This is a genomic window from Lysobacter soyae (genome assembly GCF_019551435.1).
GTDB classification, from domain to species: Bacteria; Pseudomonadota; Gammaproteobacteria; order Xanthomonadales; family Xanthomonadaceae; genus Solilutibacter; species Solilutibacter soyae.
Genome location: NZ_CP080544.1, coordinates 1 through 16,297, shown reverse-complemented (window position 1 = coordinate 16,297; position 16,297 = coordinate 1). Strand labels below are relative to the sequence as shown.

Annotated in this window: 21 protein-coding genes; 1 reads left to right on the top strand and 20 read right to left on the bottom strand. The window is 52.6% G+C overall.

Going from position 1 to position 16,297, the window contains the following annotated elements; translation table 11 throughout:
- Positions 1 to 290 precede the first annotated feature (290 nt).
- Positions 291 to 1,295: a serine hydrolase domain-containing protein gene (locus H8L67_RS00105; RefSeq protein WP_255556084.1), complete on the bottom strand. Its 1,005-nt coding sequence runs from the start codon at positions 1,293 to 1,295 to the stop codon at positions 291 to 293.
- Positions 1,296 to 1,515: 220 nt separating this feature from the next.
- Here H8L67_RS00105 and H8L67_RS00100 point away from each other — a divergent pair, with 220 nt between their 5' ends.
- A complete protein-coding gene (locus H8L67_RS00100; RefSeq protein ID WP_220379787.1) occupies positions 1,516 to 2,439 on the top strand; it encodes an IS110 family RNA-guided transposase in 924 nt (307 codons plus the stop codon).
- A gap of 77 nt (positions 2,440 to 2,516) precedes the next feature.
- On the opposite strand, the gene H8L67_RS00095 is transcribed toward H8L67_RS00100, so the two are convergent.
- The 19 genes from H8L67_RS00095 to H8L67_RS00005 all read right to left on the bottom strand — a co-directional run bounded on the left by H8L67_RS00095 (position 2,517) and on the right by H8L67_RS00005 (position 16,104).
- On the bottom strand, positions 2,517 to 2,903 hold the full coding sequence (locus H8L67_RS00095; RefSeq protein WP_220379786.1) for a lysozyme inhibitor LprI family protein: 387 nt from the start codon (positions 2,901 to 2,903) through the stop codon (positions 2,517 to 2,519).
- A 489-nt stretch (positions 2,904 to 3,392) separates the two neighbouring features.
- Positions 3,393 to 3,974: a hypothetical protein gene (locus tag H8L67_RS00090; protein ID WP_220379785.1), complete on the bottom strand. Its 582-nt coding sequence runs from the start codon at positions 3,972 to 3,974 to the stop codon at positions 3,393 to 3,395.
- Between the two features lie 68 nt (positions 3,975 to 4,042).
- Positions 4,043 to 4,516, bottom strand: a complete 474-nt coding sequence (locus tag H8L67_RS00085; protein ID WP_220379784.1) for a hypothetical protein — start codon at positions 4,514 to 4,516, stop codon at positions 4,043 to 4,045.
- A 104-nt stretch (positions 4,517 to 4,620) separates the two neighbouring features.
- Positions 4,621 to 4,965 carry a nucleotidyltransferase family protein gene (locus H8L67_RS00080; RefSeq protein ID WP_220379783.1) on the bottom strand — a complete coding sequence of 115 codons (345 nt, stop codon included), beginning with the start codon at positions 4,963 to 4,965 and terminating at the stop codon, positions 4,621 to 4,623.
- A gap of 60 nt (positions 4,966 to 5,025) precedes the next feature.
- Positions 5,026 to 5,808 (bottom strand): hypothetical protein, encoded by a 783-nt coding sequence (locus tag H8L67_RS00075; protein WP_220379782.1) that lies wholly within the window; start codon positions 5,806 to 5,808, stop codon positions 5,026 to 5,028.
- 1,100 nt (positions 5,809 to 6,908) lie between these two features.
- Entirely contained in the window at positions 6,909 to 7,226 is a 318-nt protein-coding gene (locus tag H8L67_RS00070; protein ID WP_220379781.1) for a hypothetical protein, read from the bottom strand.
- A gap of 123 nt (positions 7,227 to 7,349) precedes the next feature.
- Positions 7,350 to 7,868, bottom strand: coding sequence for an HNH endonuclease (locus H8L67_RS00065; protein WP_220379780.1), 519 nt, complete (start codon positions 7,866 to 7,868; stop codon positions 7,350 to 7,352).
- 71 nt (positions 7,869 to 7,939) lie between these two features.
- Entirely contained in the window at positions 7,940 to 8,515 is a 576-nt protein-coding gene (locus H8L67_RS00060; RefSeq protein WP_220379779.1) for a hypothetical protein, read from the bottom strand.
- 122 nt (positions 8,516 to 8,637) lie between these two features.
- Complete coding sequence (locus tag H8L67_RS00055) at positions 8,638 to 9,024, bottom strand: hypothetical protein (protein WP_220379778.1); 387 nt, start codon at positions 9,022 to 9,024, stop codon at positions 8,638 to 8,640.
- Between the two features lie 94 nt (positions 9,025 to 9,118).
- On the bottom strand, positions 9,119 to 9,763 hold the full coding sequence (locus H8L67_RS00050; protein ID WP_220379777.1) for a hypothetical protein: 645 nt from the start codon (positions 9,761 to 9,763) through the stop codon (positions 9,119 to 9,121).
- 68 nt (positions 9,764 to 9,831) lie between these two features.
- Complete coding sequence (locus tag H8L67_RS00045; RefSeq protein ID WP_220379776.1) at positions 9,832 to 10,680, bottom strand: hypothetical protein; 849 nt, start codon at positions 10,678 to 10,680, stop codon at positions 9,832 to 9,834.
- Positions 10,681 to 10,758: 78 nt separating this feature from the next.
- The gene (locus H8L67_RS00040; RefSeq protein ID WP_104586287.1) at positions 10,759 to 11,277 is read right to left on the bottom strand and encodes an HNH endonuclease; all 519 of its coding nucleotides are present in this window, start codon (positions 11,275 to 11,277) and stop codon (positions 10,759 to 10,761) included.
- Positions 11,278 to 11,967: 690 nt separating this feature from the next.
- Positions 11,968 to 12,321, bottom strand: coding sequence for a hypothetical protein (locus H8L67_RS00035; RefSeq protein WP_220379775.1), 354 nt, complete (start codon positions 12,319 to 12,321; stop codon positions 11,968 to 11,970).
- A gap of 72 nt (positions 12,322 to 12,393) precedes the next feature.
- Positions 12,394 to 12,681: a hypothetical protein gene (locus tag H8L67_RS00030; protein WP_220379774.1), complete on the bottom strand. Its 288-nt coding sequence runs from the start codon at positions 12,679 to 12,681 to the stop codon at positions 12,394 to 12,396.
- Between the two features lie 989 nt (positions 12,682 to 13,670).
- A complete protein-coding gene (locus H8L67_RS00025) occupies positions 13,671 to 13,985 on the bottom strand; it encodes a hypothetical protein (RefSeq protein WP_220379773.1) in 315 nt (104 codons plus the stop codon).
- A gap of 177 nt (positions 13,986 to 14,162) precedes the next feature.
- Entirely contained in the window at positions 14,163 to 14,858 is a 696-nt protein-coding gene (locus H8L67_RS00020; protein WP_220379772.1) for a hypothetical protein, read from the bottom strand.
- 75 nt (positions 14,859 to 14,933) lie between these two features.
- Positions 14,934 to 15,278, bottom strand: a complete 345-nt coding sequence (locus H8L67_RS00015) for a hypothetical protein (protein ID WP_220379771.1) — start codon at positions 15,276 to 15,278, stop codon at positions 14,934 to 14,936.
- A gap of 2 nt (positions 15,279 to 15,280) precedes the next feature.
- Positions 15,281 to 15,610, bottom strand: coding sequence for a hypothetical protein (locus H8L67_RS00010; protein WP_220379770.1), 330 nt, complete (start codon positions 15,608 to 15,610; stop codon positions 15,281 to 15,283).
- Positions 15,611 to 15,717: 107 nt separating this feature from the next.
- Entirely contained in the window at positions 15,718 to 16,104 is a 387-nt protein-coding gene (locus H8L67_RS00005) for a hypothetical protein (protein WP_220379769.1), read from the bottom strand.
- Between the last annotated feature and the right edge of the window lie 193 nt (positions 16,105 to 16,297).

The window sequence follows — 16,297 nt, the reverse complement described above, 5'->3', positions numbered from 1 at the left end:
TGTTTGTCGGGGCTGGTTAGGGAAGAACGCGAACAGATCGTCCGTGATTTCGGGGTAGAACTCATCCCTAAACCAGCGCTGGCGGCCGGGCTGCTCGGCCGCGCAGAAATGACTTCCCCACCGGTCAGTGTTTTGCTGAAAATCCATCTGTCTTGAAGGAGACAGCAAAACCCAACAGAGGCTTTGCCGCAACCGGAAGCGGAACGAGCAACAGTACAAACAACGGGCTTCGTCAACGTGACGTATTTATTCTCTTCCCTGATTTGGAAACTCTAGGACCCGCTTGAGAATCAATCGAGCTTTTTGGCAATTTCTTCAAGTAGATCTTGGTCGAGGCCAGTATTGTTCAAAATTGCCCTGAACTCGCCGCTGCTTGGGACAAAGGTCACGAGAGCGCGATAGTTGCCAGTCTTACCCGCCTCTTTAAGAACCAACACATCATTCTGAACTTCGACGCGTCCGCCTAAGGCGTAATTTTGAGAAGTGAAGTTGACAGTCTCAAGCTCGCGTATCCGATTTGTAGATATGTATTTGCCAGAATAAATTCCATCCATGATCAATCTTAAATCTGAGACAGAACTGAAGAATGATCCTGATGCTGCGGCAAAAGGAGGTATATAGCTTGGGGAGGGAGACGAATCAATTGCCGAATAATTTCCAGCGTCAAAGTTTGATTCTGGAAAAGACATTGCAGGAATTCCCGTATTTCTGAGGCCTAGCGGTAGAGTTAGCTCAGCCCTCACAGCATCCGTAAAGCTGGCGCCTGACACTGTTTCAATGATCGCTCTGACAAGTATCCAGTTGGTGACGGAATAATCCCACCCCTTTCCTGGTTCGAAATTAAGAGTGCCGTTGGCCCACAATGGATATGATTCCATGGCCCCCGCAGTGGAAGATCTTACAGAAGGATCCTTCCTTAAGGCTGCTGTGGCCCCATCAGGAATTCCACTCGTGTTGCTGAGCAAGTTTCGAATCGTGACCAATCGCCCGGTGTTGCCAGGAATTGACGTCAATACAGTGCCAATTGGTTGGTCAAGCGTGAGCTTTCCCTTATCCGCAAGTCGTAGCACGACCAGAGTCGTTAAAAATTTAGATACAGAGCCTATCTGAAACCTTGTATCCAGTGTGAAAGGAGTGCGTGCTTCCAAATTGGCATATCCATATGAGTAATATCTCCCAATGTCCCGTGTGCTTTTCGCATATAAGGCGATACCGTTGAAACCGGTGGGGATATTTCTACTTATAGATTGTTGTGGGACTGTAACGCATGAGGTAAGCGTCACTAGCGCAGCCATTAAAACCAATTTTTTTAGCACGGAAATCCTTTGACTGTGGCGATCGTTTGATAAGCGCGCGCCTAACGCTTTGGTGTTCAGACCACCGGAAAACAGCATGGACCGCACGTCGGGTCTCACGTCTTTACGCCCGAACAGTTGCTAGAGGTTTCCCTCGAATTCATAAGCGTGGGCCAGGACGTGATTGCTCTCGATAGACCTACTCTAGCGGAGAATAGGGATGAAGGCAGCGGGCGTCGATGTGGGTAAGCGGTTCCTTGATATCGCAGTTTCGGGAGGTCAGAAGGTTCTGCAGGTCCCGAACACAAAGGCGGGCCTCGCCAAGGCCATGCGACGACTGGTGGAGGAAGGTGTAGAGCGCACCATCGTGGAAGCGACGGGCGGTTACGAGGATGCTTTTCTCGAGGCTGCGGGCGAAGCGGGACTATGGGTCGCCCGGGTGAACCCAAGGCAAGCGCGGAACTTCGCCAGTGCAACAGGTGAGTTGGCAAAAACCGACGAGATAGACGCGCGTCTACTGTGTCTTATGGCGGGAATGTTCGCCGATCGCTTACGCAGGCACGCATTGCCGGAGCCTTGGATTAAAGCACTCTCCGAGTGGACGAGACGCCGTAGCCAAGTCGTTAAGATGATACAAATGCAACGGCAGCAATCTGCGATGTCTCCGGCGCACATCAGGGTGTCAATTGCGAAGACGCTCGCCGCATTGAAGCGTGAATTGGTCGCCGTCGAACATCAAATCGAGCGGATTGTCAGCGCGCATCGCACGCCCTCACTCGGTGACAGGAAAGGGCTGGGTCCTGTGTTCCAAGCAACCATGCTGGCGTGTCTTCCAGAGCTGGGACTGATGAACCGGCAACAGATTTGCAAGTTGGTGGGGGTTGCGCCCTTGGCAAAGGATAGCCGTCAGACTCAAGGCAAACGACGGGTGCGAGGCGGCCGATCCCACATAAGAGTCGACCTGTATTTGGCAACCTTATCTTCAGTTCGGTGGAGTCCGGAAATGAAAGCGCACTATCAACAGCTACGAGCTAGGGCGAAGGTTGGAAAAGTGGCGCTTGTGGCCTGCATGCAAAAGCTTCTGGGTATCGTCAATGCGCGCCGGCGGGATGAGCTCGCGGAGGCATCTGCAATGGCAATTTAACCGTTCGTCGGAGGACAGTTGCTGAATTGAGTCGGGCCGCGAAGCGGCCACGGCTTGAATGAAATGTTAGGCCGCACCTAGAGCGACCAGTAGTTCTCTAGCTGCAGTTTTCTAACTCGGATGTGCTGCAGCATGCACTCAAAGTACGCATCCGATGCCCCACTGCCGGGTATAGCGGAACTCTTGGCCTTGCAGTCGAGGTCACGATACGTGACCCAGGCTTTCTGCGCCTTGTCGAGATTGGCTGTTGCGGATGGACTGGCACCAGCGGTGATGATCTTGTACTCAGCGGTGAGCAGAGCCTTTTGCCGATCTAGCTCCTCTGAGTCGCAGCGGCGGCTGTCAGCCATTGAGGCAGCGTTTGCCGGACATCTCTTGTACTGCTGTGTTGCGTCAAGGTTCTGGGCAGAAGCGACGGGCGAAATCAGGATAAGGATCGCTGCGGCGAAATGGAGAATTTTCATCAATGTCTCCTGATGCTTCATGTGCGGCCTAACACCAGAGTTAACCCGCATTGCGTAGCGCAGCGGGAATAGGGCGAGCATAGCGTAAGAGCCCCATTCTTGCGGAGCGGAGACTTGTAGGGTTGAACGAATTGCTAGGTGTCAGCGCGGAGTCGGTGGAGGTTGCGTACGAGTACCTTGTTGCGCCGCACGATTGCTTTCGGCGCGATCCAAAGCTCGTTGGTACGAAAGGGCGCGCACCTCGAGCTTGCGAAGCTGTGCGTCGCGTTGTGGTATAGCCCTTAGGCCCTTGTTCACGGATGCGTTGGAATTCGCGGTGGCGCAAGAACTAATGGCGAAACTAGCCGAGATTGCTAAAATTAATACTAGTGGGCGCTTCATCGAACTTCTCCAAAATGGGAAGGAAACCTCGTAATGACACCTAACGCTTGAATTAAGCCGAGCCGCGAAGCAGCGGCGGCTTGAATGAATTGTTAGGCAAGGCGCGCGTCATACCTTCAGGCGCCCCCTGAGGAACTTGCCGGCGTCACCCTTGAGTTCGCTCCTGTCGAAGAGCTTGCCTTGAAATTGGAAATCTTGATCAATCCGGACAATTAGCAATTGCTCAAAGTCGCCTTGACTCTTGACTACCACACGATCGTTAGATTTCTCGGGTGAAATGGTTTTTACCTCAACGAGCTTGCGGTCGATTGTGCCATCAGATCCAGGCGTGTGAGTGCCGTGACGGCGAAGCCCGAACTTGATCTCAGCGTAGATTTCTCCCAACTCACCCCAAATTTGCAAGTATCTGCCTATGTTCTCGAAGTGCCGTGCAGCGCACTCTACTAGCTCTTGGAAGATTTCTGTTTGCTCCAGAATGCTGTAGGGAAAGCCGTCTCTGCTCTCAAACGGTTCGCATGGCTCTATGGAATAAACGTCATCTTCTGGTGTGTCCTTGAGTTGGGAGTCAACCCACTCCCGATCAACGTACTTCCACTGCCAAGGTGCTACGCCACACCCGGCAGCGTCGGCGATTTCTTCGGCGCTATAGCCGCGCTCATTCATCTCGTAAAGAAAATCCCAGTCGCCCATAGTCTTTCTGCCTTGCCTAACGCCTGAATTAAGCCGCGCCGCGAAGCGGCGTCGGCTTGAATGAATTGTTAGGTGCCATAGACGGCGGACACCCGGTTGGCGAGCTTGAAATGCTCGAACTCATGCAAGTGTGCCAGACGATCTGAGCGGCGAGGCTGAGCAGATGGGTCCGTGTACATGTAGATGTGAAGCCGGCCAGCCGGCTGCTGCTGTGCGTGAATACGGAGCTCGGCAGGCGACATGAACCAAATGTTCTCACTGGAAAGGTCAACGAGCGCGACGTAATGAGCGGGTGTGTCATTTGGAACCCACCAGTCAAGCGCGAGCTTGCCCTTGCCGCCTCCAGGTTTAGATTGAAGGTTGGTCTTGACTTGAACTGTGATGGGGTGAGGTAGCTTGGGAGAGTAAGTGACAAGGTCAATGCCTGTGTCGGTGCTCATTGGAGCTGACTCAATGCCACGCAGTAGTAGCTGGTACTGCACCAGAAGCTCGCCGCACTTGCCGATTTGTGCTTTGGCTAACGACATACTTTCCAATTGCACCTAACGCCTGAGTTAAGCCGCGTTGCTCAGTGGGCGAGGCGGCGTGGTAGCGTGAGCGTACCACGCCGAAGCGACCACGGAGCAACGTCTGCTTGAACGAATGGTTAGACTTTGGAGCGATCGAATACGAGCAAGCCGCCATCGTTCACTCCACACTGAATCGTTGGCGTTTCTTGCCCGTCGTAAAGCTGTAGGTCGACTGGAAGTTTCGTCAACAGTTCGAGCTGCTCTTTCCAGGGGTTGGATTCAAAAGCCCATGTAGCAAAAATAAATTCTGACGTCTCGCTTGATCGTCCATTGAGGCCTAAGTTGAGCTCTATAGCGATATCTATATCGCTGTCAGGTCTCGATGTTCCTTTCGCACGACTTCCAAAAATCCAGAGCCGTGCAACGCGGGTGTTTGCAGAGGCCCAGGCCTTTAGCATTCCTTGGATATCGAGGATATTCATTCCAAAGTCTAACACCTGAGTTAAGCCGCGCCGCGAAGCGGCGTCGGCTTGGACGAATTGTTAGAGGGACTGCAAGCTAAAGGGCAGTGCTGCCTTGCAGCCCGCACACTGGATGTGGGTGTACCCCGTCAACTGGCGTCGATCTGCCTGATTCAAGGTGCCGCAGTTCGGGCATTTTCCAGAAACCAGGTAAGGATTTCCGCCGAAGCTGAGGGAAGAGTTCGGCCCAAACCCTACCGAGCTGCCTTGCACCGTGATGTTTCCTTGTGTGGAAATGCCTTGCATGCCGACGGACCCGCCAACGCCTTGAAACGTACTGTTGCTAACGTAGTTTTTGCTTCCTCCAGTTGAGTGGAGGAGCGTTCGGTCCGCTTGAACTGTCGCCCCCTCGATGCTCGTCGTAGCACCTGATCGCGAAGAGAAAACGGCGGATTCTGCGACGACGAGCGAGTTAAGAATGCTTTGGAAACTACCATCTTCCGCTATAGCGATGAATTCTTTCTGCTGGATGCCTAGCTGCTGCAGTAACGCGCGTGTTTCTTGCTGTAGCTCAGGACTGGATTCAACGGCTCGGGCGACTTCAATGACTGCATCCTCGACGGTCTCCGCCGTCTGGGCTGCCGCATTGAGGGCCACAACCTTGTCCCACAAGCCTTGAAGCCGATCGTCTAAGTCCTTGTCCGACAGATGCCGGTCGACGGCTTGACCGACCTGTTGTATGACCGGAATTGGGAGCATGCTCAAGCAAAAGGCAACGAAGCGCAGTGGTTGCTTGATTCCGTGCCGCTCCCACATGCGACGAACAGCGGAAGCGGATTGTTCGACTTGTTGCGTATGCGACATCAGTCCCCCTAACACCTGAGTTAAGCCGCGCCGCGAAGCGGCGTCGGCTTGAATGAATTGTTAGGCTGCGGCCCCATTAATGCGTGCGGCTAAAGAACAGCACAAGGAGAAGGGCGACCACTAGCCCGGCTTGGACACAGCGATCAATAAATTTGTCCTGGTTGATCTCCCACCACGTTGGTGTTGGCACTCCTGAAAGAAGTAGGCGGAATCCTTGGTCATCATCAGCAGCGATGGTTATTGGGAGCCCATCTCTATCTGACCTGGTTGTCAAGATTGAGCCATCTGGAAGTAGGTACAACATCGCGTCACCTGCAGGGATTATGCGTCGTGACGGATGGCGTAAGTCAAGCGTGTCTTTAGGACTGTCAGAGAGCCTAAGTGTGTAACCTGCATGTAAGAGGATCGACAATCTCCAATTACATGGGTTCTCTGCTTGAGGTTGCATTAATGTCTCTCCGCAGCCTAACGCCTGAGTTAACCCGCATGCCGTAGTGGTGCGGGACTGAGGCTAGCGTAGCGCAAAGCCTCGGTCGCGTGCCACGGAGGTATGTCGGGTTGAACGAACTGTTAGGCATCAGGGCGACGTTGCCACTTATAGACCCAACTTCGTGAAACACCCTTTTTCCCGATATCGGCTTCACCGACGAATGCTGGTTTTCCCTCAAAGAAGAATGTCTCTCCGTACGTGAGGCCGCCTCTACGTGGCGGGAACGTGCCATCTGGAGAGTAGAAAAAGACATGCTTCTCTCTGGACCTCCAAACGCCGCGAAGGCTCGTGGACTGCTGAGTTAGGTGGCCTGGAAATTCTTGCGTAAATGTCCCGTCGCTGTGGAGGGTCAGTACCTCATTTGCGCCCATGCCGTCCCCCCAAAAATAAACGCCCACGAGCTGCTGATGATTAGGAAACGCTTGGCGAGCACCCCAATCCTTAGCTGCGCAACCGTAAAAGGCGAAGATCAATATTGAAAGCGCGAACTTCTTCCACATGATGCCTAACGCCTGAGTTAACCCGCATGCCGTAGTGGTGCGGGACTGAGGCTAGCGTAGCGCAAAGCCTCAGCCCCGTGCCACGGAGGTATGTCGGGTTGAACGAATTGTTAGGCAGGCGAGCGGGATGAACGCCACTCTGTAATGAATTCCTGCGTGTCAGCGATCAGATCATCCAAGCCTCCATCCTGATTCAGTGAGCGAAGTTCAGCGAGCACATTGGCTGCAGCAGCCTCACCGATTTCTAAGGATGTGTTCGGATCTTTGAGCACAGTCCCGGCCTGGTCAATCGCAGACTGAATTGCGGCCTGCCTTCTAACCAGGCGTGCGTCACGCTCTGCAGCAATTTTAGTGGCTTTGCTTCTGGGAACGGCCCAAACGATGACAGCGGTGGCAAATGCGAGCCCTATCAGTATCGCGATTGACATGTGATTGCCCGCCTAACGCTTGAGTTAACTCGACTTGCGTAGTGTAGCCAATCACGTGGCAAGATTATTTGCCATGTGATTGGCGGAGCGAAGTAAGTTCGAGTTGAACGAATTGTTAGACGATCATAGCGAGTAGCTGACCTTTGTGTCAGCAATCTTGATTTTTCCGTTGGCCTGTAAATGCTTGATGAGGTCTTCCAGCTGCGGCGCCGTAATGGAGGACTTTGCATTCTTTACAATTGCACGGATGGTGTTTTTGAGTGTCTCGACTTTTCTCGGGCGGGAAGCGCCACGCTTTTTCAGGTCTGCGAGAACAACTGAATAGTTGTCAACTTTTGGAGGTATTGGAACGGCTTTGGGCGGAGCAACAAGCGGAGGCTGTATTTTTCCATTGCCATTTGGACATACGAACGTGCCGTTCTGATTCAGTACAACTCTAATTTTCTCCTTAAGCGACATGCTGCCAAAGAGCGCATTAACTGCTTTGCAGCAGGCAACGCAGTTGTCATCGCTGTTGCTTCCGGCGCGGGAGGAAGGAACAAGATGCTCGACACTAGCGTCTGCTTTTGGAAGGGGCATGTTGCAAAAGAAGCAAACGCCTCCTTGGGCGAACATTAATCTGTCAAGCGGCTTTGTAGTCATCTGGTCGTCTAACGCCTGAATTAAGCCGACCCGCGAAGCGGGTTCGGCTTGAATGAATTGTTAGGGCCCACCTACTTAGCCCTGAAGCGACGCCATGCGGCGTTTAGATTGAGGCCGATCCCCCACAAGTTGGGCTTTAGCTCCAGGATGTCTTCGTTTGCCAGCGCGATCGGTGGACCGGATAGAAGATAGGCTTTGGCTAGTTGATCTACGTGATCACACACGGCTTGCTCCTTGCCCGAAACGTCCCGTGGGGTGACGGTGTCCGGGAACCCGTTGCCCCGCAGGAGCTGGTCAGTTCGAGCGATGTCTTTGTAGCTCTTTCTAATGAATCCATGAATGAGCAGGCGCGCTTCATCAATGTGCGGAGCCGGATCAAGACGATTTGCTTTGCAGTGATCAGACACCCATCTAAAAGTCTCGGATGCGGCGTGGACCATGAATGGCTCAAAGAAGCCAGACCAGTAGACGAGCGGGACAGAACCCGCGTACTTGACACCATGAATTGAAACAGCCGAACCATCCTGTTTGGTTGTTTCAATGCCTTTCTGGGCGTTGAAGAACCGCCACTTCATGATTCTTTCGCTCGTCGGACGAGAGAGCTCCTCGAGCTTGGCGGTGGTTAGTGGATAAAGATCAGTAGCCATGTTGCTTGCTGTGGGCCCTAACGCCTGAGTTAACCCGCATGCCGTAGCGGCGCGGGACTGAGGCTAGCGTAGCGCAAAGCCTCAGTCCCGTGCCACGGAGGTATGTCGGGTTGAACGAATTGTTAGGCGGCACTTGCCCAGGATAAGGCGCCGACTACCGCTAGCGCAATCCAGCCTGGATGGCGGCCGCGCGTTGCAAAAAGCACGAGCAGCGAACCTGCTATGAAACCCGCTGCTGCAGCCATGAGCACCGACTGAGCTGACAATGACGGTAATGAAGCTCTTGCAAGTTGCCAAAGCAATCCGGCAAATGCCCATGCAAGGACGGACGCCAAATGCCACGTGGCCCACAGGATACGAACATGTCGATTCTGCAAAGGCGGAGCGGGCAGCGTGGGGACGATTGAGGCCACCCGAAGCTGGCGGAAAATCAACCGCTCACCCAGAAACGAATGAACTACACCTGTTACCAGTGCGAGAATTGCCGCTGTAGCGAGCAGTGGTTGCATGGTCATCCTTGATGCTGGTGTGCCGCCTAACGCCTGAGTTAACCCGCATGCCGTAGTGGCGCGGGACTGAGGCTAGCGTAGCGCAAAGCCTCAGTCACGTGCCACGGAGGTATGTCGGGTTGAACGAATTGTTAGGCGCACGTTTTGGATTAGGATTGCGCTTTAGCAGGCCACGGAGAATGCCAAACTCGATGCTGCCTGTATCACGTTCCACGTCGTAGCGCTCGCTCGAGTCTAGCTTCCCGACTTTAGCTCCCTTGGGCATAAGAATCATGAAGTCATCAAACACCGCCACCTTTGCTGCCGATGCATAAGTTCCTGTGACTTCCAGCGCGCCGGTGCCCCAGACATTGACGGTGTAGAGCGGACGGTTTCGCTGGCAAACTTTGACGCGCTCAGGATCCGGACGCGGCCCGAACGAGTTCGTTGAAAGAATCGGATCGAAGGCTTCTGACTCCTTGCTCAGGAAAAGAACGTACCGCGATCCGGTGAGCAATGGCTTGTCTGACGAGAAAAGAAGGGACGTGTCAGGCCCTAAACGCCCCTTGTAGGCTTCTTCAATCTTGACGACATAACGCACGCCGCAGTCACCGGCGATGATCTGACCCAGCTGGATCTGGCCGTAGACGACTAGTTCAGAGTTCTCTGTGAGCTCGGTGAGAGAGACGGGCCTCACCTTTGTGGCACCTGCCGGAAGAGCGAGAAGGAATATGCACCAAGTCGCGAGAATGTGCTTCATGCGTCTAACACTTGAGTTAAGCCGCGCTGCGAAGCGGCGTCGGCTTGGACGAATTGTTAGCCACAGGGCTACGCGTCTTTCGTGCCGTGGCCGGGGCCCGCTTGCGCCTTCTCTCTTTGGTCATGGAGACGCTGAGCGATGAGACGACGCCTGCGCTCCACGCTATCTCGTTCCCTCTTTAGCTCATCACGTATCCAGTCTTCGGGCGCTCCAAGGCGAGAAAGACGCCTTAGCACGTCCTCGTCGCTCGAGCCATGGCTGACAAGTGTCCGTAGCAGCGACTTGGCTTCCACGGCATCTATGTGTGTGGACCGTGATTGCTGGGTCCGGATCTCGCGGCGGAGCATGTCCAGATCTTGCTTGATCTCGATCAGATCGAGCTGATCCTGCGAAACGGACGTCTTCGCCCCTAAGCCTTTCACATTCAAGAACGTGGGCAGGACCGCTTCGGCTGGAGCACTGAGTACTTCCTTGAGAGAAGCAACAATCTTCTGACGGAGTATCTCGCCCCAATTTGGCGCGTTCTTGTCATACAGAATGACTCTGAGCGCTCGAAGGTCAAAAGGGATGTCTTCCATCGATTCCGCGATCAGTATTACCGGCTTCGCGATCGCATGCGCCAACCCCAGCTCATAGAACACATTGGGGTTCTTTCCAGTTAGGTCTGCGAGTAGAACCTTGGCCTTTTTTGTGTAGTCCCAGATGTCGTTGATGATGGTGCTTGGGCGGAATAGATCGTCCGCCCGTTGCGGGTTCAGCCCGCTTTCCTCAATCGCCGAGCAATAGATGTCCGAGTAGTAGTCGTCTAGCCAACCGCCAAAGGGCATGATGACGAAGCAACTTTCAGGTGGCGTCTCCGCTCTCTTTCTCGCCACCTTCTTTGTCGCGCGTTTCGTGCTTTTCTTGCGAGCTGCCATTTACTCCACTCCCGGTGGCTAACGCCTGAATTAAGCCGCGCCGCGAAGTGGCGTCGGCTTGAATGAATTGTTAGACGATCATAGCGAGTAGCTGACCTTTGTGTCAGCAATGATGACTTTACCGTTGACCTGCAAGTGCTTGATAAGTGTTTCCAGCTGCGGCTCCGTGATGGAACTCTTTGCGTTCTTGACAGTTGCACGAATGGTGCTTTTGAGTGTCTCGACTTTCCTCGGTCGAGACGCGCCGCGCTTTTTAAGATCTGCGAGAACAACTGCATAGTTGTCGATCTTTGGTGGAACGGGAGCAGCTTTAGCCGGAGCAACAGGCGAAGGCTGTGCTTTGCCATTGCCATTTGGACAGACGAACTTGCCGTTCTGATTCAGAACAACGCGAATTTTCTCTTTAAGCGACATGCTGCCAAAGAGCGCGTTGACTGCTTTGCAGCAGGCAACGCAGTTGTCATCGCTGTTGCTTCCGGCGCGGGAGGAAGGAACAAGATGCTCGACACTAGCGTCTGCTTTTGGAAGGGGCATGTTGCAAAAGAAGCAAATGCCTCCCTGGGCAAACATTAATCTGTCAAGCGGCTTGGTGGTCATCTGGTCGTCTAACGCCTGAGTTAACCCGCGTACCGTAGTGGTGCGGGACTGAGGCTAGCGTAGCGCAAAGCCTCAGTCACGTGCCACGGAGGTATGTCGGGTTGAACGAATTGTTAGACGCCAACTCGAGACTCTGGCGTCTTGTCGACATGCTGGTCCACGTAGGGTGATTCGCAGTCACGATCCAGATGTTGTCCTGCTTATTGAGAGTGACGACAAAGCCGCCACCCGATAACGGCTGGTCGACACAACTACCCACTACGAGGGCGGTCTCGCCGTCTGCTTCGATTGTCACCGAATCAACCGTGCATTGCGTAGCTCGGCGCCGAGACGCTCGAATAATGCGAGGCGCTGATGCCGTGGCACGGTTCAAGGCCGAGCAAGGGAACAAGTTCGGTCGATCTATTGAGCTCAAGAAACCTTTTGGCGGGTCTGTCAGACTGGGAAAACAAACTGCTACTGCCTCGTTCACGTCTTTCGAAAGAACGTATCCCTTGGCCATTAGATCAATTAAGGCCGCGCGCGCTACCGATACTTTCTCTTCCGTCAGGGAGGCGACGTGAATAATGCTTGCGCACCCTGCGAGTAGGAAAGAAAAGAGCGGAAGTGACTTCATTGGCGTCTAACGCCTGAATTAAGTGGAGCCGCGAAGCGGCTTCCACTTGAATGAATTGTTAGGCCCCACGGCCATTAGGTTGTGAAGGGCAGAAAGGAAATGTCGCCCCTGATCTTATCTTTGTGGTCACTAAACAGGCGAGTGCGTGCATTTCTAAATCTTTCCACGGTAAACGAGCCGTGCTCATTGCCCTCTAAAACCCGCTCAATGAAGAAGAGCTGGAGAAATGCTCCCTCATGGTCATTTAGTGGATCTTGATGTCCGGCAAGTACATCTTGCTCGATGCCGGCGATGAACTCTGACAGCTTTTCGTACACGGGTCCGGGGAGCTCTCTGGGACTTACCCCTGTCAGAGAAGCCACAATGCTTCCGCTGCGCGACATTAGTACGGAAGTTGCGATCTTGCTGCCGAGTTTCTTAAAGAACATCGTGACTCCTTGGGTGGGGCCTAACGCCTGAATTAAGCCGCGCCGCGACGCGGTGTCGGCTTGAATGAATTGTTAGGCATCTAAGCTGGTAATAGACCAAGACATAGATGCCGATTCCCGTTCTGCACAGAAGCCTGCGGGCAAGGCAGCCATTTGACTAAGGCTAGCATCATGAGCGATCAGGTGACCGACGCCAACAGAATGACAGTCATCTGCATCTACATCCGAGCCGCAGAGGAACTGCCAAGAGGTTTCCTCATCTCGAACAACGAGGAGCACAGGGCTTGCGCCAGAAAAAACATGGTCACAAACAATGACCGCAAAATCTGGTCGAAATTGAATGGTTACGTCTTGCTCCATCTTTGAGCTGCCTTAATGTCCCATTAGATGCCTAACGCCTGAGTTAACCCGCATGCCGTAGTGGTGCGGGACTGAGGCTAGCGTAGCGCAAAGCCTCAGTCACGTGCCACGGAGGTATGTCGGGTTGAACGAATTGTTAGGCGTCGCCCTCATGACTAGTGAGAGATTCCTAGCCTCTTAAGCTTGGCGACGTACTCAGGGTTACTCATACGATCATCGGACTCTTTTATTGCGCGATTGATCTTGACCCAGAATCGCAGCAGGCCAAACACAAGGCTACAGCCTATAACGACAACGAATCCAGTCATTGAACTAATCGCCTCGGCTCCAAGCAGGATTGCACCAAGAATGGCTGCGCCAAAACCATAGTAAAAATAACCGAAAATACATGCTGGAGCACAAATGCCGATTTTCCTAAAGATGACTTTAACTTCCACTCCGTTACACGATCAGAATTGTCGTTGATCGTTCCGCAGCGGGGGCAGCCAATATATGGCTGCCCGATGCCGGAGTAGTTGCTCACATACCCTCCTGTGAGACTCTTCCCGCAGCTTCCGCATTTTTGGTTGATGTAGTAACCCATAGCTCCCCTGCTTCTTGTATGGGACGGCCTTGCTGCCCCTAAGACGCCTAACGTCAAGATTTGCGGCGCCGTTAGGCGTCCGCCAACATTACCTTGTTAGGCAACTTAATAAGTAAAGTGTGATATTGCCCGATACAAGACAACCAAAAAACCACACTTCGCCGAAAACCCAATTTACATTCAACTCATAGGCCTTCCAATACACGACAAACCTGAAGCTTTTCCACAGTCGCTATGAACTAAAAACTACAACCTGACACCTCAAACACGAACTTACCTTGAACGCTGTTTGTGCGGAATATAAATGAGCACCGCTAACAGAGTAAATTTTTTCGCAAGCCGACTTTAACGAAGGTACGTTTTCATAAAGGACTTATAAATATTTTTATATATGAGCAACACTCGTTTAGTCTTTCTTTGAAAAATAGTGATGGACAAATAAGACTAGGAAGCCAACCGTTGCTATAAATACACAAAAGCCAATAGTTCCCGATGTACTCATCAGGCTGTCCGTGTATTTGCCAGCCGGCATCTGTCTGCCGAAAATAGCCATTCTCAAAAACATTGAGACACCGAATAAGATAAAACTTAAGCCAGCCATCTTGACGACTGTGGGATCGTTTTTTCCTGGCCAACCCGCCAACCACCAAGCAGCAATAAACGGCGATATTACAAATATGAAATCCAGCATTTCAAAGACTCTCGTTATTTCGAAAAACATGTGAGCGGTGTGCGTACATGAGAGGTGGCTGCAAATAGCTTTTCTTCAATCACAATATTTGGATGCTCCTACCGTGCCTAACGCCTGAGTTAAGCCGCGCTGCGTAGTGGCACAGCGTTGTGCTAGAAGCTAGCACAAAAGGCCGGGCCACGAAGCAGCGTCGGCTTGAACGAAGTGTTAGGTTGAACTGCCCGCACTCCATTTACGCTTCTTGACCTTGCCCGGATATGAGGTCTCGAGAGCGGTTGCGATTTGATTGGCAACAATTGTGCATCGGTCGATAACACTCGCGATTCCGGATTTCATTTCCTCGGTCAGATTTTCCATTGTGGCGTCAATGCGCGGACCGAGTTTGTCGGCCAGAATAATTGCTAGATCGCTAGGTACGCCCACGCCATTTTTCTCATTCTGAATTCTTTCAATGGCTGGCTGGACGATTGAATAATGCATATCAGAACGTTGTTTTGTTATGTCTAAGGTCGATGAAATATCATTTTGAAGCGCTGCTAGATTAAATAAAACGCTCTCATTGCCTTTTAGAAGGAATGCTAATGAGTCATAGGAAAATTGCGGGTACTCCCAGTTGACGGTGGAAAACGGTTTTAGAAGGAGGTGGTGTTGTAGGAAAGGATCTACATCATTCTCGATACTGGATTTGAGGGCTTCAAAGAACTGCCTAAACCGCCGAATAGTAAACATTGCTACATTTGCGCTGTCGATATTTAACTGCATTTCTTTCGCCGATTCACGCCTAGTTTGCATGTCGAACGCAAACTTAGCGCCGAAATAAGCTGCAGCCAGCGTGGCAATGCTCGTCGCGATAATCTCAGCGACTTTTCCCCAATCAATACTGTTAAAGAGAAAACAGCCCATGTTCAACCTAACACCTGAGTTAAGCCGCGCCGCGAAGCGGCGTCGGCTTGGACGAATTGTTAGACGATTCTTGTGTCACCAGCGGCTCATGTCGTCGAGGATGCGCTTCGTTACATCAGAGTCCCGTTCGGCAGAAATGACCGTGCCGCCTCCGGAATCTCGCATAAAGACAACGAAGTAGACACACCCATCAATCACGATCTTGGCCGCAGCGCTCTCGTGATCTGCGGCTTTAGCGCCCTTAGAGACGGCGTACGACTTCGCAGCCTCGTAGTAGAGATCGGCAAACGTAGCTGAGCCTACTCCAGCGGAAATCATCTTTTTGACGCGGGATTCAACCGCGGCTTCTCGTCGTGACCTAGCGGACGCAAAAAAATACACCACGGCGCCGACCACAAGGAGAAGAATAAGAATGCCCATACTTATCTGCGCCTCATGTATTGGCGAAGCGTGGTGAAGCTCAAAGCGTCTTCGTTGCTAGAGATCCTCGTCCCCGCAAGGGAGTCAAAGCCTTTGAACTTCACCAGCATGAAGGTCTTGATCTTCAAGCTGATGATATAGCTGGGATCCTCTGGGCAAGTGACCATGACCTTCATTCGGCTGCCTTGACAAACTACGTCTATGGATTCATCGAACCAATGCGACCGTCCGCAAGCGCAGTGAAATCTGTCGCGGTAGATCGACATATTCATCGTATTCGGCGCGACATTCCCGAAGTCATGCAAAAATCCTTCAAAACTCAGCGTTCTCATGCTTGTTTTCCCCTGTGAGATGCGAAATTGCTGGCGAATCGTCTAACGCCTGAATTAAGCCGACCCGCGAAGCGGGTTCGGCTTGAATGAATTGTTAGGGCGCACCCTCATATCCACACGCCCAGTATTTGTGCGGCAGTCCCAAGCACGATTAGCCAGAATCCGGTGCGTGGCTTGTAGAACAACAGATCCTCTATGAAACCACCAATTGAGCTGTCTGGGTCATTGTAAATCTCGCGCATGATGTGCGACGGAGGGCCGTAGAGAAACTTTTTCTCGTCGCTGAATCGATCCATGATGTTCTCTAGGAGGCCGCTTACCTCGAGTTGAAGCAACCCTGCAATTGTGAGTGCGAGGCCGTGCGTGGTCAGAAGTTTTGCAGAGATGGGCTTGCCTAAGCAGAAAAGCGCCGCAACGAGTACCCCGAGAGAAAACAAAAGAACCGCAACAAGGGCGAATTTGTCCCAGCGCTTAATCCGACCGATCCGTATCATCTCGTGCGCCCTAACACCTGAGTTAAGCCGGACCGATTTGTGGCCGCGGCGATGTGACAATTTGCCACATATTGACGCAGCCACGAAGCGGTCTCGGCTTGAACGATTTGTTAGACACCCATCTCTGAGCATTCTGGGGGAGCCTTCCTGTTCGATTCGATCCAGATGGTGGGAACCTGATCACCAACCCGAG